The organism is Caballeronia udeis (genome assembly GCF_044909315.1).
Taxonomy (GTDB): domain Bacteria; phylum Pseudomonadota; class Gammaproteobacteria; order Burkholderiales; family Burkholderiaceae; genus Caballeronia; species Caballeronia udeis_A.
The window spans coordinates 126,405-147,553 of sequence record NZ_JBIYEB010000012.1 but is presented as its reverse complement, the minus strand read 5'-3'; the positions used below and the strand labels follow the sequence as shown (position 1 = coordinate 147,553).

Here is a 21,149-nt window from a genome sequence, read left to right as displayed (position 1 = left end):
CTCCTCACCTTAAACCGTGGATTTCACGCGCCGTTTCAGGCGCACATTCAACTCGTGGACGAAGCTGCGCGCCATGGAGCGCAACGCGGGCCGCGTGAGAAGGGAGCAGCAGCAATTCAGGGCCGAGATGACTAACGCTGCTGCGATTGATTGCAACGGGTACTCGATCGGATCGATGACAAACGCCACGCCCAGGCCCGCGACGAGGAACGCGAGATGCATCAGCATGTCGGCGGCAATGGGGCGGGCGTGGATACGCGAGATCCAGAGCAGGAGGCCGTAGTCGGCAAGCGAGCGCAGCACGACCACGCTCGCCGCACCGATAGGTCCGAAGTGCGCGATCCCGAACCACAGCGCGGTCACGAAGAACGGCAGTTGGACGACGCCGATACGCGCCGCGGTGGCGGGATTGATCTGTGACTGGATCATGATGCGCGTGACGCTGGCCTGTCCGACGAGCCACACGCCGATGATCAGGATCCGGCCCACCGGTGCACTGGCAATGGCGATTTCCTGCCCGACCCAGAGGTGCAGGAAGGGCGCGAGCACGAGCATGACGAAGAGTGCGATGGGCGTGAATACACCGTTGAGGAATTCGAGGGACTGCTGGACCATGGCATCGGCGTGTTCGCGTTGGACGGCGGACAAGCGTGGGAACAAGGTGCGAACGAGTGAGTTCGGCAGCATGTTCAGGCGGGTGACGAGGTTCTGCGGCACGGTGTAGTACGTGACGAAGCGCGCACCCAGATTGGCTCCCAGGAGGATACGGTCGAGGGAGTCCGTGATCATGCTGGAGATGGTTGCAACCAGCATCCAGCCGCCGAACTTGAACAAGCCGCCGGCGACGCCTAGCTGCGGCCATTCGATGCGTTTGATGTCGAGCACCTTGAAGCTCGCTCGTGCGAGGAGTATGACGGCGAGGACTCGTGCGACGACGGCGGCGGCGAGTACGGTTTGCAGGTTCGGGGCGATTTTCCAGGCGGCGGCGAGCGGTAGCAGCTGGAACAGGAAGGTGCCGATGGTTTGATTGGTGTTGTAGATACCGAAGCGTTCGACGCCGTTGATGGCACCGGCGCAGACCCATGACACGTTGGCGATGGGGATGGCGAGGGCGAGCCATGGGAGTGCGTGGTAGACCTCGCGTTGCATGGCGGGGGATGAATGGGCGACGTAGGCGGTGTAGGCGAAGGCGCCGAAGTAGATCAGGACACCGCCGATGATGCCGGTGCCGAGGTTGAGCCAGATGGCGCTCCAGAACACGCGCGAGCGGGCTTCGGGGTCGTTGGCGGCGTGGGCCTTTGAGATCTGGTGTTGAGCGGCCATGCCCATGCCGAGGTCGAGAATGCCGAAGTAGCCGATAAGCGTCCAGACAAGGCTGATCACGCCGTAGCGTTCGACGCCGACGAGATGGATGTATGCGGGCACGGTGATCAACGAGACAAAGGTAGGCAGCACCAGTCCCGAGAAGTTGATCGCCATGTTCTTCACCATCGATTTTTCCATCGTTCGCACTCGTTCTTTGGGGTTTTGGGTGACTGGGGGTTTGGGGTTTTGGGGTTGGTGGTCGCGGTCGGTGCTGGGTTGCCTGTTCCTGCGTTAGCGGTCAGGGTCTATGCCGGGTTGCTGCTTTCCAGGTCTTCGCACGTTATATGTGAGCTATTTTCTTTATCGCTATTAGCCACTGTGCGTGGCGGCACGTCATTTCTTTGTCCAAAGCGACAAAGAAACGAAGCAAAAAAAACGCTTTAACCGCACTACCCTAAGTGTCCACAGCGTGCAGTTCCCATTCATTGGTGCCCCAAAAGTACGGTGCTCGCCAGAGCGACGGATGTGTGAAACCCTCCTTCTCCGAACACAGATACCCACACGCTTCGCCACCAGTGACTGAACCTGCCCAAGGTTCACCCCGCGCTATCCGCGAACAACCAACCACCCAAAACCTCCACCGCCCTATCCACACCCACCATCAAATCCAACAGAACCAACCGGCTCAGTAGACTTAGCAGGCTCACCAGACTCTACAAATTTAGAAAACGTTAAATATTTCGCATGCCTTACAAATCATTTTTATGGTGCGGATCGGGAAGCGGCCAACGCCGCGGGAAATTCGGCAAAAAAATACGTGTTGGGCCGTGCTGACCGTGGGGTGCTGGTGCTTGCCCGAGAGCACTGGTGGCGAAGCGTGTTCATGTCAGGATTCGCGAGAAGGAGGGGTTCAAACATCCTTTGCTCTGGCGAGCACCGTGCTTTTGGGGCACCCATGAATTAAAACTGCACGCTGTGGACACTTAGGGTAGAGCGGTTAAAGCGTTTTCTTTGCTTCGTTTCTTTGTCGCTTTGGACAAAGAAATGACGTGCCGCCACGCACAGTGGCTAATAGTGATAAAGAGAAAATCCGACTCTCGCAGACCACTAACGCCGAAAGCAGCAACCCGGCATTGACTCCGACCGCTAACCCTGGAACCTACCGCCCCGACATCACCCCCGACCACCGCCCCAAAAACCCCAGTCACCCAAAACCCAAAAAAGTGCGAACGAACAGCCAACGGCTATGGCCGCCACCTGTACATCATCACCTTCCCCCGCGCATCCTCTTCAACAAACACCAGGTACTCGCCATCCGCCTGCCGGCTCGCACTAATGCCATTCGGCACATCCACCCACCCCGACGCACCGCCCACCTCCGGACCCGGCTTGATCACACCAACCTCACGGCCCGTATCCTTCTCATACACATGCACCATCCCAACCGGTTCCACCGTGAATAAATACTTACCCTCAACCGTCAAACCAATCGTCGTTGCCAACGGCTTACTCTGCGTATCCCACGGCAACTCAATCGAATACCGCTGCTCCGGCACCTTCGACCAATGGTCATATCGCACCAACCGTCGCCCCACTTCCTTCCAGTAACCACGGTCAAACGGCTCGTCCGCCGTGTACCCAGTCAAATACATCGTGTCCGTATCCGCCTCATACACCGCCCGCTTCACCACGCTAAACGGCGCAGGCATCGCATAGTTCTGCGCATTGGCATACGCATAAACCGGATTGCCCACACGGTCCACACCACCGTATCGAAAGCGATTGATCCCCCGCGTATCACTCGTATGCCAAATATCACACTTCGTATCAACCCACCATCCCCACCCACCAGGATTAGGTAGCACTCCGTTGTTCACGTCGAACTCATTCGCATCAAACCGGCCATTGCCGTTGGTGTCGCGCCAGATCCAGTCACCATGCGGCGGATGATTCGGAATGTTCTCCGCACCACGCTCACGCCCCGCAAAATACCCCGAAGGAATCGCCAGCTCTCCATCACGCTTCGCATCGAAACGATAAATCTTCAGGTGATCGGAATACATGTCCGTCAAGTACAGGAACGTTCGACCATCAACCCTCCGGGCCATCGGCTGCCCCGGCCAGTCATCAACGCTAAAGCTGGGATCCTCGGGATACTTGAACCGCCCCGACAAGAACCCCACATATTTCCAGTCCTGTCCCGCCGGCTTCGACAGATCCAGTTCAAAGCGCTTGTTGCCGGTGTAAACGCTGTTCGGACGCGCCGGATCCATCCACGCACCATCCACGAACAACAGTCCCTGCACTTGCCACAACTGCCGCCCGTCAGGCGCATAACTCTCAAGCGTCGCACCCAACCCCGCACCGGTCGAGCCCTGCCGCACACCTATCCCATTCGTCGATACATAAACATTCCCCGCCGCATCCACACCCACGCCGGTCAACCCGTTGAAACGCTGCGGACCAGGCCGCCCCGCAACACCCGAAAAAATGCCGCCACGCTCACCCAGTGCTGACGACTCGCGGTACTTGTCCGCACCGCCATCGCGCGTAAAAATCAACACCTGCTGACGCGGTCCGTTGTCAGCAACCAGCAAACGCCCCTGCGCATCAAGCGTCAAATCGACGGCGTCGGTACCCGCAGCTAGTGCGGGGGCATCGTCTATCGTCGCGCCCGCCGGCGTGTAATGCGCGAGCCGCGCCCGCCCGCCCTGAATATTGACCAGCGCCCATAACGTGCCGTCCCTTGCAAGCGCCAGACGCCCCGGCTGCGTGGCGTTCCACTTGCCCTTTTGCTGCATCGACTCGGCGTCATACACCTCGATGCGGTTCATCGCGGTATTCGCCACGTACAACAACGCATCCGACGCAGCCAGTCCACCCACGTCCTGCTTCACGTCGTCCGTCTTCGGAGCGCCGCGCTTGTCTTCCGGCGCCTCGTTGATCATCAGGAACGCGGCAGCGAGCTGCGCGTGCCCGTCCTTGTCGGCAGCCAGGTTCGCCTGGAATGCCACACTGCGCTTCATGTCCCGGATGTCCCGGCGCGACACGCCAAACCACTGCTTGCCCTTGGGCGGCCACACACCCGCCTTCTGCAAATTGCCGCGCTCGTTACCCACCCCGACTGCCACAAACGCATAGCGCCGGTTAAGCGCGATCGCGTTGCCACCGTAGTTGCCCCAGCCATGCGTGCCGCCCGCCGTGCCAAGCACCTTGCCGTCCTTGTAGACGCTCACTTCCGCACCGCTCTCGTCCCAAGGCGCATTGGTGTACACCCGGCCGTCAGGCGCGACCGCGATCGCAGTAATGTTGATCTGCGTCCAGGCGCCATCGCCGAAACCGAAAGTGTTTCCAATCCACGATGTACGAGCCTGCAGCACAGTGGGCGACGCGGGATACGCTGAGCTCACCGCCGCCAGACCGAACCCGCCCACAACCAGAAAACGTAATGCCAGAAGCGAAAAGCGCGAAAAACGGTGCAAGAGGTTTTCTCCGTCTGAGAGCGGCCCACCCCGCTCCCATCGGCCGATGGTGCAGTAGAGGCGTCACGGCCGTTACTCGGGTTAGCCAAGACTACCGTTCAAATATTGCAAAAAAATCTTAAATAAATAGAGCGCGAAGCAGGATCGCCAGTGGTAAATGAACCACAAAATTAAATCAATTACCGTTAGAAGCCGCTTTTAAGTACGCACCGCGCAGATCCGGAAGAGTCCATAAAGGGCCGAAGCCTTTGCCAGCGAGGCTGCCGGAGCCGTAATGGACTTTCAAATTGACTTATTTCATTCAAAAAATTGTTTCGAGAAGTAATAAATTCGGCGCCTTTGAGCCAGGCTGAGCGCCCTCACGGGAAATACTTTCTAACATGTGACCCTTCGCCGTCGAATATTTTCGGGTTTGTTCTTTCGTAGAATAAGCAAAGCGTAATGTTCGACGGCAGGGCTAAAACCATGGCGCAGCGTGCAGCCAGCGGATTTCTTCGCCGCGGCCGGATTTCGAGGCGGGAATAACCGCGGTCCGAACCGCACGCGTGGCGGCTCGGCAATTAGTTGGAGCTACTTCACGACTCGCGCCTGTTACACCGGGTGTTCCGCCCCCTTGGAACAAGGGCTACGTGATAAAATTTGCCATTAAATCAATGCGGAAAATGGCTGGAAAGCCCCGTGGCGCCGGGCCAGAGCGGAAATTCACATTCCCGTGCGAAACGCAGTTGCATGATGGAATTCATCGCTCGACGGCCGCATTGTCGGAGAACGGAAAGTATCTGGCGTCACCGGACAGGCATGCACAACCATTCCGATACGCCGCAACACTTTGCCAAAACGCCGAAAGAGGCCGCCGCATATATCACGCTCAATGAACGACATAAAACATCCTGACGGCGGCAAACGCCGTCGCGCTCTCATCACGGGTCTTTCGGGCTTTACCGGACGCCATATGGCCGCGCGTCTGCTGGACGAAGGTTACGACGTGTGGGGCACGACCTCACCCGCGTCCGAGCCCGACGTACCCGGCACGACCGGCGTTCCGCTCGACCTGCTTGATCTCGACGCAGTGCGCGCGTGCGTCAGCGACGCCCAGCCGGATGTGGTCGTCCATCTCGCCGGGCTTGCGCACGTCACGGGCAACCCGCCCACGCAAAGTTATCTCGTGAACATCATGGGCTCGCGCAATCTGCTCGACGCGCTGTCGCAGATCGACAAGAAACCGCGCGCCGTGCTGATGGCAAGTACATCGAATGTGTATGGCAATGCGAACGTGGAAGTCATCGACGAAAACGTGCCGCTGAATCCCGGCAACGACTATGCCGTCAGCAAGCTCGCCATGGAGAACATGGCGCGCCTGTGGCTCGACCGCCTGCCCGTCTTCTTCACGCGCCCGTTCAACTACACAGGCGTTGGCCAGAGCGACGCCTTCTTGTTGCCGAAGATCGTCAATCATTACGCGCGCCATGAACCGCGCATGTCGCTCGGCAACCTGGCCGTGAGCCGCGATTTCTCCGACGTCCGCGATGTCGTCGAAGTCTACGCACGCCTGCTGGAAGTCGCGCCCGCTGGCGAGGCATTCAACACGTGCTCCGGCACCGGCCATTCGCTTGGCGAAATCCTGACCATGATGCAGCGTATAGCGGGATACAAGATCGATATCTACGTCGACCCCCGCTTCATGCGGCGCAATGAGATTGCAAAGCTGGTCGGGTCGAACGTCAAGCTGCGGCGCGCGATTGGCCGCGTGCCCGTCACCCCTATCTACGACACGCTCGAGTGGATGTTCAAGCATGCACGTGCCGCACACGTCGAGGGTGAAGCCGTATCGAGCGCCGCTGTCGTCAGGACGTGACGTGGTTCGCGTGATCGGCGTGCGCGGTATGGCCGTGACCGGAAACCAGATCATCCGCGGCTATCTGCAATGACGACTGCCGCCTGTAGATCTCCGCGATCCACTCTATGAACACCTTCACCCGCCGTGGCTGATGCCGGTTCGCGGCATACAGGATCGACACCACGCGCGGATACGACGGATACGCCTGCAGGACTTCCTTCAGCGCACCGCTTTCCAGATACGAAGACAGCGTATAGCTCGACGCCTGGATCAACCCGAGGCCGGCGAGTCCACACTCCACATACGAATCCGCATCATTGACGGCCAGTATCGCCTTGAGCGGAATGGCCTTGGTCTCGCCATCCACCACGAACTCCCAGCTTCTGACGCGGCCGGTCTTGCTCACCAGATAGTCCACGCACATGTGATGCTCGAGATCCTCGAGCGTCCTGGGCTCGCCATATTTCGCGATATACGACGGTGCCGCCGCCGTGACCTGGGAATAGCGGCCGATCTGCTTTGCCACGAGACCGATGTCGCCGACTGCGCCCACGCGGATCACACAATCCACGCCCGCCTCGATGATGTCGACCTGCTTGTCGGTCAGGCTCATTTCCACGCGGATATCCGGGTAGGCCTCGAAGAATTCCGGCAGCGCGGAGATGATGGTGCTTTTCGCCATGAGTGCGGGCAGGCTGACGCGTACGGTGCCTTTCGGGCTCAGCTTGGAGCGCGACAGGACGGACTCCATGTCGTCCACTTCGCCGAGTACACGCACGCATCGCTCGTAGTAGATCTCACCGTCTTCCGTGATGCTGATGCTGCGGGTAGTACGGTTCAGGAGGCGTGCGCCGAGGTGTGCTTCGAGTGCCTGGACGGTGCGGGAAACGCTCGCGGCAGGCAAGCGCAGCGCGTCGGCGGCCTTGGAAAAACTGCCGCTCTCGACCACGCGCACAAAGACTTTCATTGCTAGAAAACGGTCCATGCCAGTCGGTCCCATTCCGGCCCGCAGATGCCAGGTATCCGGCTTTTTTACGGGCCCAAAACGGGATATTACGACGGTTTCGAGGAGTTCCGCTTGAGAGGACCGTTTGCGGACAGCGCTGGAAGAGGTTCCTGGTGATCCGGACCTGGCGGTCAAAGCAGATGCCCCGGAGTGCTGTCAGGGCCGGACAGCGCCCCGGGGTACACGCAAAAAATTAATGCATGACGCCGGCATCAATTGCTTCACTATAAACCGCGGCCACGCGTTTGGCGATCACCGGCGTATCGAAGTTTTCGCGCGCGTAGATCCGGCACTCCTGCTCCGTCGGCAATTTCAGCGAACCATTCAGGGCAGCGATCAAGCCATCGGCAATGGCATCCACGCCCGTCGACGGCAGGACAAGATTTGCTGATAAAGGCGCAACCGCCTCCGGCAAACCGCCCACCGGCGTGACCAGCACCGGCGTCCCCGAAGCAAGCGACTCCACCGTGATCAACCCAAAACCCTCCAGCGCAACGGTCGGCACAATACTCACATCCGCGGCACGATACAGCGCCGCCAAATGCCGGTCAGGCACAAATCCAAGCAATCGAACGTTGTCATCAAGACCGGCTTCGGTAATGCGCGCCTGCAATTCCTCGGCAAGACGCCCCTTCCCGGCGATCAACAGCAACACGTCCGGTTGCCGGGCCTTCACACGCTTCATCGCTTCGATCAGATCTTCAAGCCCCATCCGTCTGACCAGCCGCCGCACCGCAAGCACGACCGGCCGGTCCTGCGGCAACTGAAGCCGGCGGCGGGCATCGGAACGGCTCAGCGGCAGATTGAACTGCGAAACATCGACACAGCCCGGCACCACGCGAATCCGGTCCGCAGGAATGGCATAACGCGACTGCAGGATCTCCCCGAACGCCTCCGACAATACGATCAGCCGCGACGAACGCGCATAGACCCGCTGTTCAAGCAAACGCTTCGTCCGCTGACCAATGGAGTCGGCGCCTTCAACATGGCTCTCATCCGCCCACGGCCCCTGGAAGTGCGAGACCTGCGGAATGCCGCGGGTGACATCGAGACCCGGGAAGGTGTAAAGCGCGAAATGCGACGAGACCACGTCGGGCCGCTCACGGCTCAACGACGCCCGCAACGCGCGGCGTGCGGCCATCAGGCGGCGCGGCAAGGACTGCGCCGCCGGACCGAAGCCGCGAATGGCCCCTTCCGTGTCGGCCGCCACGCGCGCGGATCCCGCGACCACGCCGCGCACGGTAACGCCCGCTCCCGGCAACGCACCGACCAACGTGTGATACATCCGGTCCAGACCGCCCGCGCGCTCGGGGAACCAGTGCATTCCTATTTGCAGCGACTTGATGGCTTGCGTGCTCATGTCCACGACCCTGATCGAAATTGTTGATGGATAACGACAACCGTCGAATTGCTCATACCGGCGATGAGGGTGATTCATTCGCCATGCCAGGCAGCACGGCATGGCGGGCACCGATCGCCGCGCTCTTCGTCAGCGCCGCCACCTTGGTCACTCCGCCCTCCGCCTGCGCTTCACCCGACGCGGCTGCGCCAGCCTGATTCGCAAAACCGCGATACAGATCCAGATACCGCCGCGCCATCCGCGCCCAGCCAAACTGGTCCGCCAGCAGGCGCGCCGCTTCACCCATCTCGCGACGCAGTTCGGGGGCCTCATCAAGCTTCGTGATCGCGCCCGCGAGCGCGGTGGCGTCGTCGGGATCGTCGAGCACAATGCCGCAGTCCGTGCCGATAATCTCCGCCCCGCCGGCAGTCTTTGCCGTAATGACCGGCAGACCCGCCGCGAGCGCTTCCAGCAGCGAGAGGCTCATTGCTTCGTAACGCGACGGGAAAACGAAGGCATCGACGGAATGCATCAGCGTGGGCATGTTCTTCACCAGCCCCAGGAAATGCACGCGATCCGCAATGCCCAGCGCCTTGGCTTCATCGGGATAAGGACTGCCCGGGATATAACCGGCCACCGCCAGATGAACATGGGCAGGAAGTTGCACCAACGCCTTCAGTACCGTGTCCAGGTTCTTGCGCGGCGTGCGCAGGTCGCCGACAAACAGCAGCAGGCAGGTATCGTCTCGCAGTCCGAATGATTTCCTGTCGCCCCCCAGCACCCTGGCCGCTTTGAACGCGCTGGTATCCACGCCGTTATAAACCACCTCGATACGTTCGCCCGCCACACCGTTCGCGCGAATCTCGACAGCCACTTTCTCGGACACCGCGGCGATGATCTTCGAGCGCTGATACGCCCAGTGTTCAAGCCGCGCATTCACGCGGCTATACACCACCTGGTAAGCGGACCACAAGCCGCCCGTGAGCTTGAACGGATAGTACGGACTGCGCAGCCAGCCGCCATGCACGAAGTGGGCGGTATTCACGTCGGCTTTGGCCCACGATATAAATCCGTTCACATGCAGGACGTCGTATTCCTTCTTGTGCGTCCTGAGCCACAACGCCGTCTTCAGCGCGAAGACCTGCTGCTTGAAAAGCTTGGTCGGCCAGAAGCGCCCGACCTTGATCGCGACCCATTGCAAACGTGCTTCGGAAGCAAGTTCCGGCGCAACGTGCGACGCCAGCAGCGTGACCTGATGGCCTTCCGCCAATGCAGCGCGCGCGATCTCGTAGTTCACGCGGCCTTGTCCGTCGTTATGACGCACGACATGAGTGACGATGGCGATTCTCATCGGATTGCCTTTTCAGGGAGGGAGTGTTCGAAGAGCGCCTGCGCGCGGCGGCGCCCGAGTTGCTGGTGGTGGCGCGCCGCGAGGACCGAGCAAAGGCCCATGTAAAGGATCATTCCGCCGATCGACGTGAAGGTATTGGTGAACACGAGCATGCCGACAATCGCGAACGCAACGCTCAAGGACGCCTGCGCATATTTGTCGTCGCGCAGTGAAAACGAAGCACGGAATGCACGGGTGAGCAGCAACCCCAGCCCGGCCAGGTACATGAGCGAACCGGGCCAGCCGAGGACGAACGGCACGTTCATCACGCCACTGTCGAAGCTGCCGTATTTACCCAGGTCGCCGTTGGAGGTCGAGAGTTTCGTCGATGAACCGGTCGCGCCGAATCCCTCGCCGGAGACGTCCGTGAAGGCGGTTTTCGCGAACGACGCATAGAACTCGTTGCGCGCGGCGTAGCTGTTGTCATCGCTGAGATTGGTGATGGACTGCAGGCGTGTCGCCATCTTGTCGGCAATCGGTCCGAAGGTCAGCAGCGGCACGGAAAGTCCCGCCAGCACCACGGCGCCAACCAGGATCCGTACCCGCACCTTGTTGCTCGCCTTGATGAGCTGCAGCACCATCGCGATGACCCAGCCGCCCCAGGTCGAGCGCACCATGCACAGGCCGAACGAGATGAACCCGACACCCCCGGCGACCCAGCGCACGCTTTGCGTGCCGGCCATGGTGAAGGTGAGCGCCGCCATCATGGCGAGCGCGAACGGACCCGATGAATTCATGGTGCTGAACACGCGCACGCCGAGCCGGACCGGGTCGCCTTGCGAAGCCATCTGCGAACCAATCATCCACATGGCGTCCCAGGCCGGCATCAGGAAGAACTGCACGAGACCATAGCCGCCCATGAACAGCATGCCCCAGATGAACGTGTCGAGAATCGCCTGGCGGTACTTCGGATAGTCGCGGGCATGGACCATGATGTGAAAGCCGATCAGCACCGGATACAGCCACGCCGCGAGGTCATAGGTGGCCGCCATCGGGCCGTTGGACATCACGCCGATCAGGTACGCATAGGCGAGGCCCAAGAAGATCAGGAGGAACGGCAGGCCGCGCCGCTCAGCCAGCACACGATAGTGCCGAACCACGGTCAACGCGCAGATCATGGTCACGACCACGGGCGCGACCTGGATCAGGCTGGTGGCGGTGAAACCGCCCTTGGCAAAATCCGCCAGCCTGCGCACTTCTGGACCGAGAAACCACTGCCACCAGACGAAGCCGATGTAACGCGCGGGACTCTTGAAGTACAGCCATAGGCCGACAGCCGTGGCCATGGCCGGGAACCCGTATGTCAGCGCCGTGCCCTGATGCGCGAGGATGAGCAGCAGCGTGAATATCCAGAACCCGGTTTGCGGCACCCAGTGTTTCGGGTCGTCGCGGAACAGGCCGAGAAAACCCGCGCGCAAGGGCTTGCCGCCGTTCTCCATCAGATCAGCCAGATACTTCGGCGTACGCGCTGCGGCCGGTGTGCTCATGGCTCAGTTCACCCGGCGTTGAGGCGCGACATTGCCAAGCTCGGCATGCCGCGCGGTTTCTGACGAGCGTGCCGGTAGGTCCATGTGCCACGTCCTCATGAACTCCTGCGTGAGGCGCACATGCTGAAGCGCGAACTGGCGTGTCGTGTAGTCACGCGCGGCGAAGTGACGGCTCGCCGCCTGCGCGCGTTGCAGTGCAAGTGCGGGATTGGAGACTATCGTGTCGAGCGCGTGCTGCAACGCGGGCACGTCGTGCGGCGGCACATAGAACACATGCTCGGGTCCGAAGTAATCGCGCAGGGACCCGACATCGGAAACAATCACCGGTTTGCCCAGCGCCACCGCTTCGAGCACGACCGTTATGCCCGAGACGTGCGAGTTCGGGCGCAGCGGCACCACGATCACGTCGGCCCAGTCGTACAGCTCACGCGCCGCTTTCAGACCGACTGCCGGCGCGATCTTCACGTTGCTCGCATGCAGCGCTTTCGATACCCGTCGACGCGTCGCGATCCGCACTTCATGCGCCGGGTTCTGCCGGAACGCCCGCACGAGCGACTCCCAGTCACGATCACGATCGTTGCCGATCGCGGCAATTCGCACCGGCGTATGCGGTTGCCAGGAGGTGGGCTCCTGCAGCGGAAAATCGAGCGGGTTGATACCGTAGAACACCTGCGTCACATCGCGCTTGAAATATTCCCGCGCCATTTGCGCGTTCTCGCTCGCGTGCGTGGTCAGCACATCGGCACGGGCGAGCAGCTTCCTGTACACCCATTTCCTGAGCGCACCGTAACCCGCCCACTTGTCGACGAGCCATACGCTTTGCGCGAGCAACATGGGATTGCCGCGAGCCCGGCCCTTTAAAAGCAGCAACAACGCCGCCGATAAATGCTCGGCCTCGGTATGCGTCCAGACGACATCGGCGTCGAGAATTTCCTCGCGGTTGCGCCACGTATGGATGAAGTCGAAGCCAAGCGCCGCCTTCAGTCCACGCCGCGCGAGCCGCACCAATTTATTCTCGGGCTCGTCGCGCGAATACGTCAGCGTCAACTCCGGGGACTCTGCATGGTGATAACCGTACAGGCAGCCGATGTTCTCCCCCTTGCGGTAAAACCGCGGGTCTGTGCCGTAGAACAAATGCACGTGAACCTTGGTCGCTTGCATACGGGAAACCTCCACGTCGCCATGATCTTGTGAGTTCCGGACCCGCGCTACGCGGCTCATGCGGCTTTCGCGCCGTCGTTGCGGCCGCGCATGGCGAGTGCATAGGCAGCAGGCATTTGCTGTGCGTCGCGGCGAGCGTCCTGTGCACCTTTGCGCATGGCGCGGTAACGCGTCCAGCAGGCCGTGTCGCGAGTACGTGCAAGGGCAAGCAGCGCATGCGCAAAGCCGGGCATTGCGCGGGTGCCAATGGCGGCGTACCAGTACCACGCCACATGCCGCGCGATCGGCCCAAGATGCTCGCGCAAAACCAGATGCAGGTTGTAAGCGGTGTCGGCAAGCGCGCCTAGCGTTTGCGCGTCGCGGCCGTTGTCATCGAAACGTTCGGCGGGGAAATGATCGACCGCCACGCGCGGGTCGTAGACCATCTTCCAGCCCGTGCGACGAACGCTCAAGCTAAATGAGAGGTCATTGCAAGGCTGCGCGCCCTTGCCGCGCAGACGCGTATCAAAGCGCAATCCGCCCACCGCCGAGCGCCGGTAAATCATGTTCGCGCCTTTCAACAGCGAGACCGTTCGCGGTGCACCCACACCCAGATGATGGTTGCCGCAGATCTTGCCGGTCCGACGGATCACGCCGACTTCCGAACGCTCGCCGTCAAGCAGCGCGCCGCGCTCGAATACCCAGTCACGGCCGCCGAGCGCACCCAGCGTCTGGTCGTTGCTGAAGGCTTCGTCAATCCGCGCCAGCCAGTCGACACGCGGCGCGGCGTCGTCGTCGGTGATCGCGATGATGTCGCTGCGCGCCGCATCAAGCCCGCGATTAAGCGCGGCGACCTGCCCGCCCAGACCCGTCTCGATCACGCGCAACTCAAACGGATTGTTCGCGGCCAGCTCGTCTGCAAGCGCGCGATGCGTCGCGTCGTCTTCGGGGCGCGCGACGACCAGCACTTCATCCGCCGGACGCGCCTGTGCGCGCAACGCGTCCAGGCAACGCTTCAGGTCGGCGGGACGGCGATACGTCGGCACCATCACGGAGATTGTCAGGGTCGAGGTCGAGGTCATGCGGCGCTCCGCTTGGCGTTCAAACATTCAGGTAGTCTTCGACCGCTGCATAGTGTCCGCGGTTATAACCACGCGAACGTGCCGGCATGCCGTTCATGATTGCCCCGTGCAGCGGAATGCCCGCCGAGCGCAAGCGCCGGATTGCATCGGAGATCTCCATTTCGTTGTGCGCACCCGAGCGCATCACGAGGAAGTTCGTTCCTGCAAGCTTGCCGATAATCGACGCGTCCGTGACGGCGAGCACCGGCGGGGTATCGATGAAGACGACGTCATACACGCGCCCCAGGCCATCGAGATATTGCTGCAGACGCGGCGACATCAACAGCTCCGAAGGATTCTCCGGGCGCTTGCCCGCAGGCATGAAACTGAGGAACGGCGTGCGCGTGGTGCGGATGGCCTGCTCGAGTCCGATCGTGCCGGCAAGCAATTCCGCCAGGCCATTCGCGCGCTCCAGACCAAACGAACGTTCCAGCTTGCCGCGGCGCATGTCGGCGTCGATCAGCAGGACTTTCTTGCCTGACGCCGCCAGCAGCACGGCAAGGTTCACCGCAAGAAAGCTCTTGCCGACACCCGATGCCGGGCCCGTCAGCATCACCGTGTGATTGCGTGCTTCCATCAGCGTGAACTGCAGCGATGTGCGCAGGCTACGCATGATTTCCACGCAGACATCGTTCGGACGCATGGTCGCGAGGATTGGCGCAACCCGGTCGCGATCACGCTCCGTGCGCTTCGCTTCCGCATCCAGCTTCACCTGTTCCGTGCTCATGGGCACGAGGCCGATCAACGGCAAGCCCGCCAGGCGTTCGACCTTGTCCGGGTCCACGATGCCCTTGAACATGGCGCGGCGCAGGAACACGAGGCCGGTCCCAAGGATCAGGCCGAGAATCACGGCCGCCGACATGATGAGGAATTTCTTCGGCTTGATCGGCGCACCCGGGCGCAGCGCGGCGTCGACAATATGCACGTTGCCGCCCGTCCCGGCCTTCTGCACGGACAGTTCCTGCACGCGATTGAGCAGCAGCACATAGATGTCTTCGGCCACCTTCGCATCACGTTGCAGCGATACCGCCTTGACTTCGGATGCCGGAAGATTCTTGAAACGCTCGCTGAAACGCGCGCGTTCGCCTTCAAGTTGGCTAAGCTGCTGCTGCGCGGTGATGAGCGCCGGATGGTTGGCTTCAAAGCGCTGGTTCAACGTGGCGATCTGCAGCTTCAATGACGAGATCTGCGCTTCGTAGGTGATGCTGCCTTCAAGATAAACCTTCGCTTCGTCGCTTGCGTTGATCGAACCGGACTTGCTTTGGTATTCCGTCAGCGCAGCTTCGGCATGCTCGAGATCACCCTTCAGCCGCGGTTGTTCGCTCTTCAGGAACGCGAGCATTTTTTCCGCGTCGGCCTGCTTGCTTTCAATGTGCTGGTGCAGATACGAATCGGCCAGCGCATTCGCAATTTCAGCCGCACGCGCCGGGTCACCGTTCTCGAGCGAGATCTGGATCACACCCGTCGACTTGCCTTGCTCCACGACCGTAATGCCCGACTGAAACGCGGCGATGGCATCGAGGTCATTCGCGCGGATCACCACGAACCGCGTACCGGGACGCGCCACCAGTCTTGTGACATCGATACTGACGCCATTGCCCTTCGCCATCTCACCCACACGGCCTTCGAGCAACGGCACGCCTTCAGGCGTCGCCAGCGAATAGCGGTCGTTGCCGAGCGCCGTCATGGTCAGCTTCAAGCCTTCCAGCGACTGGACCACGTCGATTGAGTCGACCGTGGCCTGCTCGCCACCCCACGCATACGACGTCATGCCAAGCCACGGCTTCGCAGGCTTGCCCGACGTCGCGAGCCGCTCAGCGATGCTGCCGAGCACCGGGACGGTCATCGGGCTCACCGAGAAGTTGAGCTTGCACTGCGCGACGACCGGCGCGACCACGCCACGGCTCTTGATGATCTCGATCTCGGCGTCGGTCGGCAGCGCGCCCGACGAATTGCCGATCGTGGCGCCTGTCTGCGTCTGCGTGAGCGCTTGCGACGTGTTGTCGGACTGCTCGACGCGCACGTGCGCATCGGCGGAATAGACCGGCTTCGCAACGTAGCAGTACCCGGCCGCGGCGAGCACGATGAACGCCGCGGTGCCGATCAGCCACCAGATGTCGTCGAGGACCACCTGCAGCAGTTGCCCAAGGACGACGTCCTCTTCTTCGGTCTTGCCCTGATAGGAATGTGCTGGCGTGCTCACGATTCAATCCCGGTTGGTTTGAAGCATTTGACGATCTGGAAAGCGTTCATCGCGTCAGTTCCTTCAGGTAGAAGAGTGTCTGCAAGGTCGGCAGGACCTGGTTGACCATCCGGTTGAACTGGACCGCGCCGGCCGTGCCCACATACACCACGTCGAGCGGGTGAAGCTGGAATTGCGTGGACAGCAGCAGCGAATCCGGCTGCGTCAGGTCCAGCCTGTAGATGTCCGGTGACCCCGGCTTCTCGCGCGTGCCGCGCACCACATAGATCTGCCGCGCATTCGCGTCCGTATCCAGGATGCCGCCGGCTTGCGTCAGTGCATCGGCGATCGTCAGGCGGCCCTTCAGCATCGAGACAGGCAGCGGCGTCTTGACTTCGCCCATCACGAACACCCGGCTGTCGGTCCGATCCGGCACGTTGACGATATCGCCCGATTGCAGCATCACGTTCTGCGATATCTCGCCCCGGTCGAGCACGCCGTCCGCGTCGAGTTCGTAGAGCTTGCCGTTGCGCGTGAGACGCACGCGCTGCAGGTCGGCGTCGGCGTTCGTACCACCCGAACGCGTGATTGCATCGACCAGCGTGAGCGGCACGTCGCTCATGGCGAGCGGTCCGGGGGTCTTCACTTCGCCCGTCACTGACACTTTCTGGCTGCGGTAAGCAAGCACACGAACGTCGACTTGCGGTTTCTTCAGGTAAGGCGACAAGCCCGCTGCGAGCTGATCGCGAATCTCGCCCGCGGTCTTGCCCGCCACGCGGATCTTGCCGACGAACGGGAAGTAGATCGTGCCGTCGGGAGAGACGGTCTGTCCGAACGGATCGGCCTGCCCGGGCAACGCGGTGGTGTACGGCTGCGCGAGCGCGCCGGCGACCGTTTGCGTGGTGTTGCCACCCGCCGACAAGGTCTGCCCCTGCTGCGTGGTCAGTTCCGGGTGATCCCAGATCGTGATGCCGAGCACGTCCTGCGGCGCCACGCGATACACGTATTGCGCCGGGTCCGCGAAACGCGCGGGCGGCAGCTGCGCTGCCGGACCCGGGCGGTTTTGCTGCATGATCACGTCCGCCGTGATCAGGTGCACGGGATAGGTCGCGGTCGGCGTGGCGTCGTTATCGTTCAGGCGCGACGTGTTCAGGTTGTAACCTGGCAAGGCGCCACAAGCCGACAAAAAAGTCGCCAGCGAAAAGACCACGGAAACAGATAAAGCTAGAGACCGGTTCACCATATTTTATTCAGCCATCCCTGGACCAGACGTTCAATAAGCCCGAAGCTCTCGCGATAGGCAACTTCGTGGCCGCCGTACGGATCGGCCACTTCAGAGTCTTCCCACTTGCCAAGCAGATGCACCTTGCCGCGTGTGTGCGGCGCCATCTGTTCAATCGCGGCAATCTGCTTTCTTTCAGGCACGAGAATCAACTCGGCTGCGCGCGCCATGGACTCGTCGAGCCGGCGCGCAGAGTGTCCCGATGGATCGACATGACGCTCTGCCAGCAAGCGGTACATCGTTGGATCGATGTTGCGGCCTTCTTTGGCAAAAAGACCAGCGGAGCGAAATTCGATCGGGCGTCTTGCGTCTTGCTCCGCTAACTTGCCGGCGTATGCGCGGAACAGCATTTCCGCGGCAGGGCTTCGGCAGACGTTCGCATGACAGACAATCAGGACGCTTCGAAACATGGGTTGTATCCGTTAAAGCGGCGCGCTCGCGGCATCGGGTCCTTCAACCGAAGCCGCGCTCGCAGCGCCTGGGTGTGTCGATATTTTTCAATGGCCCGCCATGTCGCGGGCCTTGCCTTGCTTTACTTTGAAACTCGCTCAGACCGCGACCGGTGACTTCACCGCTTGCCGTACACCGCGTCCTATTGCGTGATACTCCACGCCGATCTCGTTCATGGTTTCCGGCTCGTAGAGATTGCGGCCGTCGAAGATCAGCGGGGTCTTCAGGCGGCGTTTCATGCCGTCGAAGTCCGGGCTCTTGAACACCTTCCACTCCGTCACAATGATCAGCGCGTCGGCGTTGTCGAGTGCTTCGGTGTGGTCGTTCGCGTATGTGAGACGAGCGAGCAGCGCAGGCGTTTCACGCAGATCGAGCGCGATCACGCGGCGTGCTTCGTCGGTTGCGACCGGGTCGTAGGCGCTGATCGACGCGCCGCGTTCAAGCAGCGCCGCGATCAGCACACGGCTGGGAGCGTCGCGCATATCGTCGGTGTTCGGCTTGAAGGCGAGGCCCCATAGCGCAAACTTCTTGCCGCGCAGATCGTCGCCCAGGCGCGCCACGATCTTGTTGGCGAGAGTCTGTTTCTGCGCCTCGTTCACCGAGGTCACCGCCTTCAGGATTTCCATCCGCTCGTCGTACTCACCTGCCGTCTGGATCAGCGAACGTACATCCTTCGGAAAGCACGAGCCGCCGTAGCCGCAACCTGCGTACAGGAAGTCGTAGCCAATGCGCGGATCGGAGCCAATACCGCGACGCACCGCCTCAATGTCCGCGCCCACGCGATCCGCGAAATTCGCGAGTTCGTTCATGAACGAGATCCGCGTGGCGAGCATGGCGTTGGCCGCGTATTTGGTGAATTCCGCCGAACGTACGTCCATGTAAAGCGTGCGTTCGTGATTGCGGTTGAACGGCGAATACAGGCGCTTCATGCGTTCACGGGCGCGTTCGCCGGGAACGTCGTCGTCGCAGCCCAGCACGATCCGGTCGGGCCGCGTGAAGTCGTCGATAGCCGCGCCTTCCTTCAGGAACTCGGGGTTCGAGACCACCGAGAACATGTGCTGGACTCCGCGGGTCGCGAGTTCCTGATCGATCACCGCCTTCACGCGGCGCGCCGTGCCGACCGGCACCGTGGATTTATCGACGATCACCTTGAAGTTGTTCATGTAACGGCCGATGTCGCGCGCCGCCGCAAGCACGTATTGCAGGTCGGCGGAACCGTCCTCGTCGGAGGGTGTGCCCACCGCAATGAACAGCACTTCGCCGTGTTCGACCGCAGCCTGGACATCGGTGGAAAAGTTGAGGCGTCCTGCCGCGCGATTGCGCGCAATGACCTCCTGCAGGCCCGGCTCGTGGATCGGCACGCCGCCGCCGTTAAGGATCGCGATCTTGCGTTCGTCGAGATCGAGGCACAGCACGTCGTTACCGATATCGGCCAGACACGCGCCCGTCACGAGGCCTACATAGCCGCTTCCGATGATGGTGAGTTTCATAGCACGCGCTCCAGGGTTGGCAAATTATTCAAAGCATTCTTGGCTGGGGTGTTACTCAGCATTCTTAATAAGCATTCGCACCGGCGAAGCCCTTCCACAAAGTCATGGCGACAATCTTCATGTCGAGTCCGAAGGTCCAGTGCTGCATGTAGTACAGGTCGAGTTTCACGCGCCCCATCATCTTTTCGATGCGATCGGTCTCGCCGCGAAAACCATTCACTTGCGCCCAGCCGGTGATGCCCGGTTTGATGCGATACCGGTACATGTAGCCCTTCACGAGATCCTTGTAGATGTCGTCGTGTTCGAGCGCGTGTGGGCGTGGACCGACCACCGACATCTCGCCCCTGAGCACATTGATGAACTGCGGCAACTCGTCCAGGCTCGTGCGGCGCAGGAACGCTCCTACGCGCGTCACCCGCTTGTCGCCCTTCTTCGCCTGCGTGACGTGACCGGCTGTTTCCTTGTGAACCCTCATGGAGCGAAACTTGTAGATCTCGAACTCGTAACCGTCTATGCCCTTGCGCTTCTGCTTGAAGAACACCGGCCCCGGCGAGGACATCTTCACGGCCACCGCGAGCACGATCAGCAACGGCGCGAGGGCGAGCAGCACGCCTGCGGCGAACAAGCGGTCGAACACGCGCTTGGGCAACACCTTGAGGTCCGTGATCGGCGACGCGGCCAGGTTGATCGCCGGCACACCCAGCAGATCGACTACCGCGTGGTTGAAGAACGACAGGCTGCGCACATCCGGAATGAAGCGGATATTCACAAAGTCGTCGCGGAACTCCGTGACGAGCTTGTTGATGGTCCGCTCCTGCGAGATCGGCAGGGCCAGCCATAACTCGCGAATCGCACGGGCACGCACGAGCAGCGTGAGATCACCCAGGTCGCGGCTCACCGGTACGCCCGCAAGCGTGCCTTCCGGGAAGGTTTCATCGAACACATAGACCGGGCTGAAACCTGCCTCGGGACGGCTGCGCATCTGCTCGATCAGGAACTGCCCGTAAGGCGCCGCACCCACAATGGCGACCGCCTTCTGGTTGAAACCTTCACGACGGATCGACTTGAGCGTGGCGTGCACAACGGCCTTCGAGAGCATCAGCAAGGCCGCCGCCGCCGCGCCCCAGTACAGCAGCCACATACGTGACAACAAATCCGCGCGATGCACGCTGAAGGTCAGCAGCACGCCCGCGCCTTCCACCATCAGCCACGCCAGCGTCACGCGCCACAGCAGGTCGTACACGGGCTTGCCGCGCCACGACTGGTATATGCCGAACGACGGGAACGTCATGATCACCAGCACGCAATTGAACGCGAGCAACGTGCTTTGCATGTCGTCGAGCCAGACGGCATTTCCCGCGTGCAGCCATGCGGCCAGCAGCGCGCCCAGCGCCACCATTGCAATGTCGATCATTCTCGAAAGCACGCTCAACATGTAAGACACCTCGGGTGGAAGACACGGTCTGCTCGGGCCTCGCTTCAGCTTCACGCATTCGCCTGGGACAAACGCGCAAGCAAAGGCGGAGAAACAAGAGCACTGATCGCCTTGGTACATACCCGTATGAGGCGGGAATTAAATTCATGCTGCAACCGCAAAATAATGCGCAGGTTAATTCGCGTTTTTTCGCCGATTTATTT

14 protein-coding genes are annotated in these 21,149 nt (G+C 61.2%); 1 reads left to right on the top strand and 13 read right to left on the bottom strand.

Going from position 1 to position 21,149, the window contains the following annotated elements:
- Positions 1 to 9 precede the first annotated feature (9 nt).
- Positions 10 to 1,503, bottom strand: a complete 1,494-nt coding sequence (locus ABH944_RS20450) for a flippase (protein WP_404609539.1) — start codon at positions 1,501 to 1,503, stop codon at positions 10 to 12.
- Positions 1,504 to 2,549: 1,046 nt separating this feature from the next.
- On the bottom strand, positions 2,550 to 4,787 hold the full coding sequence (locus tag ABH944_RS20445; protein ID WP_404609540.1) for an NHL repeat-containing protein: 2,238 nt from the start codon (positions 4,785 to 4,787) through the stop codon (positions 2,550 to 2,552).
- A gap of 871 nt (positions 4,788 to 5,658) precedes the next feature.
- Between ABH944_RS20445 and ABH944_RS20440 the strand changes: the two genes are divergently transcribed.
- A complete protein-coding gene (locus ABH944_RS20440) occupies positions 5,659 to 6,642 on the top strand; it encodes an NAD-dependent epimerase/dehydratase family protein (protein ID WP_404609541.1) in 984 nt (327 codons plus the stop codon).
- Here ABH944_RS20440 and ABH944_RS20435 read toward each other — a convergent pair.
- From ABH944_RS20435 to ABH944_RS20385, 11 genes are all read right to left on the bottom strand, one after another.
- Positions 6,632 to 7,609, bottom strand: a complete 978-nt coding sequence (locus tag ABH944_RS20435; RefSeq protein ID WP_404609542.1) for a LysR family transcriptional regulator — start codon at positions 7,607 to 7,609, stop codon at positions 6,632 to 6,634. The two genes, ABH944_RS20440 and ABH944_RS20435, sit on opposite strands and share 11 nt — an antisense overlap.
- Positions 7,610 to 7,823: 214 nt before the next feature.
- Positions 7,824 to 8,990 (bottom strand): glycosyltransferase family 4 protein, encoded by a 1,167-nt coding sequence (locus ABH944_RS20430; protein ID WP_404609543.1) that lies wholly within the window; start codon positions 8,988 to 8,990, stop codon positions 7,824 to 7,826.
- A gap of 52 nt (positions 8,991 to 9,042) precedes the next feature.
- A complete protein-coding gene (locus tag ABH944_RS20425) occupies positions 9,043 to 10,320 on the bottom strand; it encodes a glycosyltransferase family 4 protein (RefSeq protein WP_404609544.1) in 1,278 nt (425 codons plus the stop codon).
- A complete protein-coding gene (locus tag ABH944_RS20420) occupies positions 10,317 to 11,798 on the bottom strand; it encodes a glucose-6-phosphate isomerase (protein WP_404609644.1) in 1,482 nt (493 codons plus the stop codon). The genes ABH944_RS20425 and ABH944_RS20420 overlap by 4 nt, the downstream gene beginning before the upstream one ends.
- A gap of 51 nt (positions 11,799 to 11,849) precedes the next feature.
- Positions 11,850 to 13,007 (bottom strand): glycosyltransferase, encoded by a 1,158-nt coding sequence (locus tag ABH944_RS20415; protein WP_404609545.1) that lies wholly within the window; start codon positions 13,005 to 13,007, stop codon positions 11,850 to 11,852.
- Between the two features lie 56 nt (positions 13,008 to 13,063).
- Complete coding sequence (locus ABH944_RS20410) at positions 13,064 to 14,050, bottom strand: glycosyltransferase family 2 protein (RefSeq protein ID WP_404609645.1); 987 nt, start codon at positions 14,048 to 14,050, stop codon at positions 13,064 to 13,066.
- Positions 14,051 to 14,087: 37 nt separating this feature from the next.
- The gene (locus ABH944_RS20405) at positions 14,088 to 16,310 is read right to left on the bottom strand and encodes a polysaccharide biosynthesis tyrosine autokinase (protein ID WP_404609546.1); all 2,223 of its coding nucleotides are present in this window, start codon (positions 16,308 to 16,310) and stop codon (positions 14,088 to 14,090) included.
- A gap of 46 nt (positions 16,311 to 16,356) precedes the next feature.
- Positions 16,357 to 17,532: a polysaccharide biosynthesis/export family protein gene (locus ABH944_RS20400; protein WP_404609547.1), complete on the bottom strand. Its 1,176-nt coding sequence runs from the start codon at positions 17,530 to 17,532 to the stop codon at positions 16,357 to 16,359.
- Entirely contained in the window at positions 17,526 to 17,981 is a 456-nt protein-coding gene (locus tag ABH944_RS20395; protein WP_404609548.1) for a low molecular weight protein-tyrosine-phosphatase, read from the bottom strand. Before ABH944_RS20395 ends, ABH944_RS20400 begins: the two co-directional genes overlap by 7 nt.
- Before the next feature lie 138 nt (positions 17,982 to 18,119).
- The gene (locus ABH944_RS20390) at positions 18,120 to 19,511 is read right to left on the bottom strand and encodes a UDP-glucose dehydrogenase family protein (protein WP_404609549.1); all 1,392 of its coding nucleotides are present in this window, start codon (positions 19,509 to 19,511) and stop codon (positions 18,120 to 18,122) included.
- 64 nt (positions 19,512 to 19,575) lie between these two features.
- Positions 19,576 to 20,946, bottom strand: coding sequence for an undecaprenyl-phosphate glucose phosphotransferase (locus ABH944_RS20385; RefSeq protein ID WP_404609550.1), 1,371 nt, complete (start codon positions 20,944 to 20,946; stop codon positions 19,576 to 19,578).
- Positions 20,947 to 21,149: the final 203 nt, after the last annotated feature.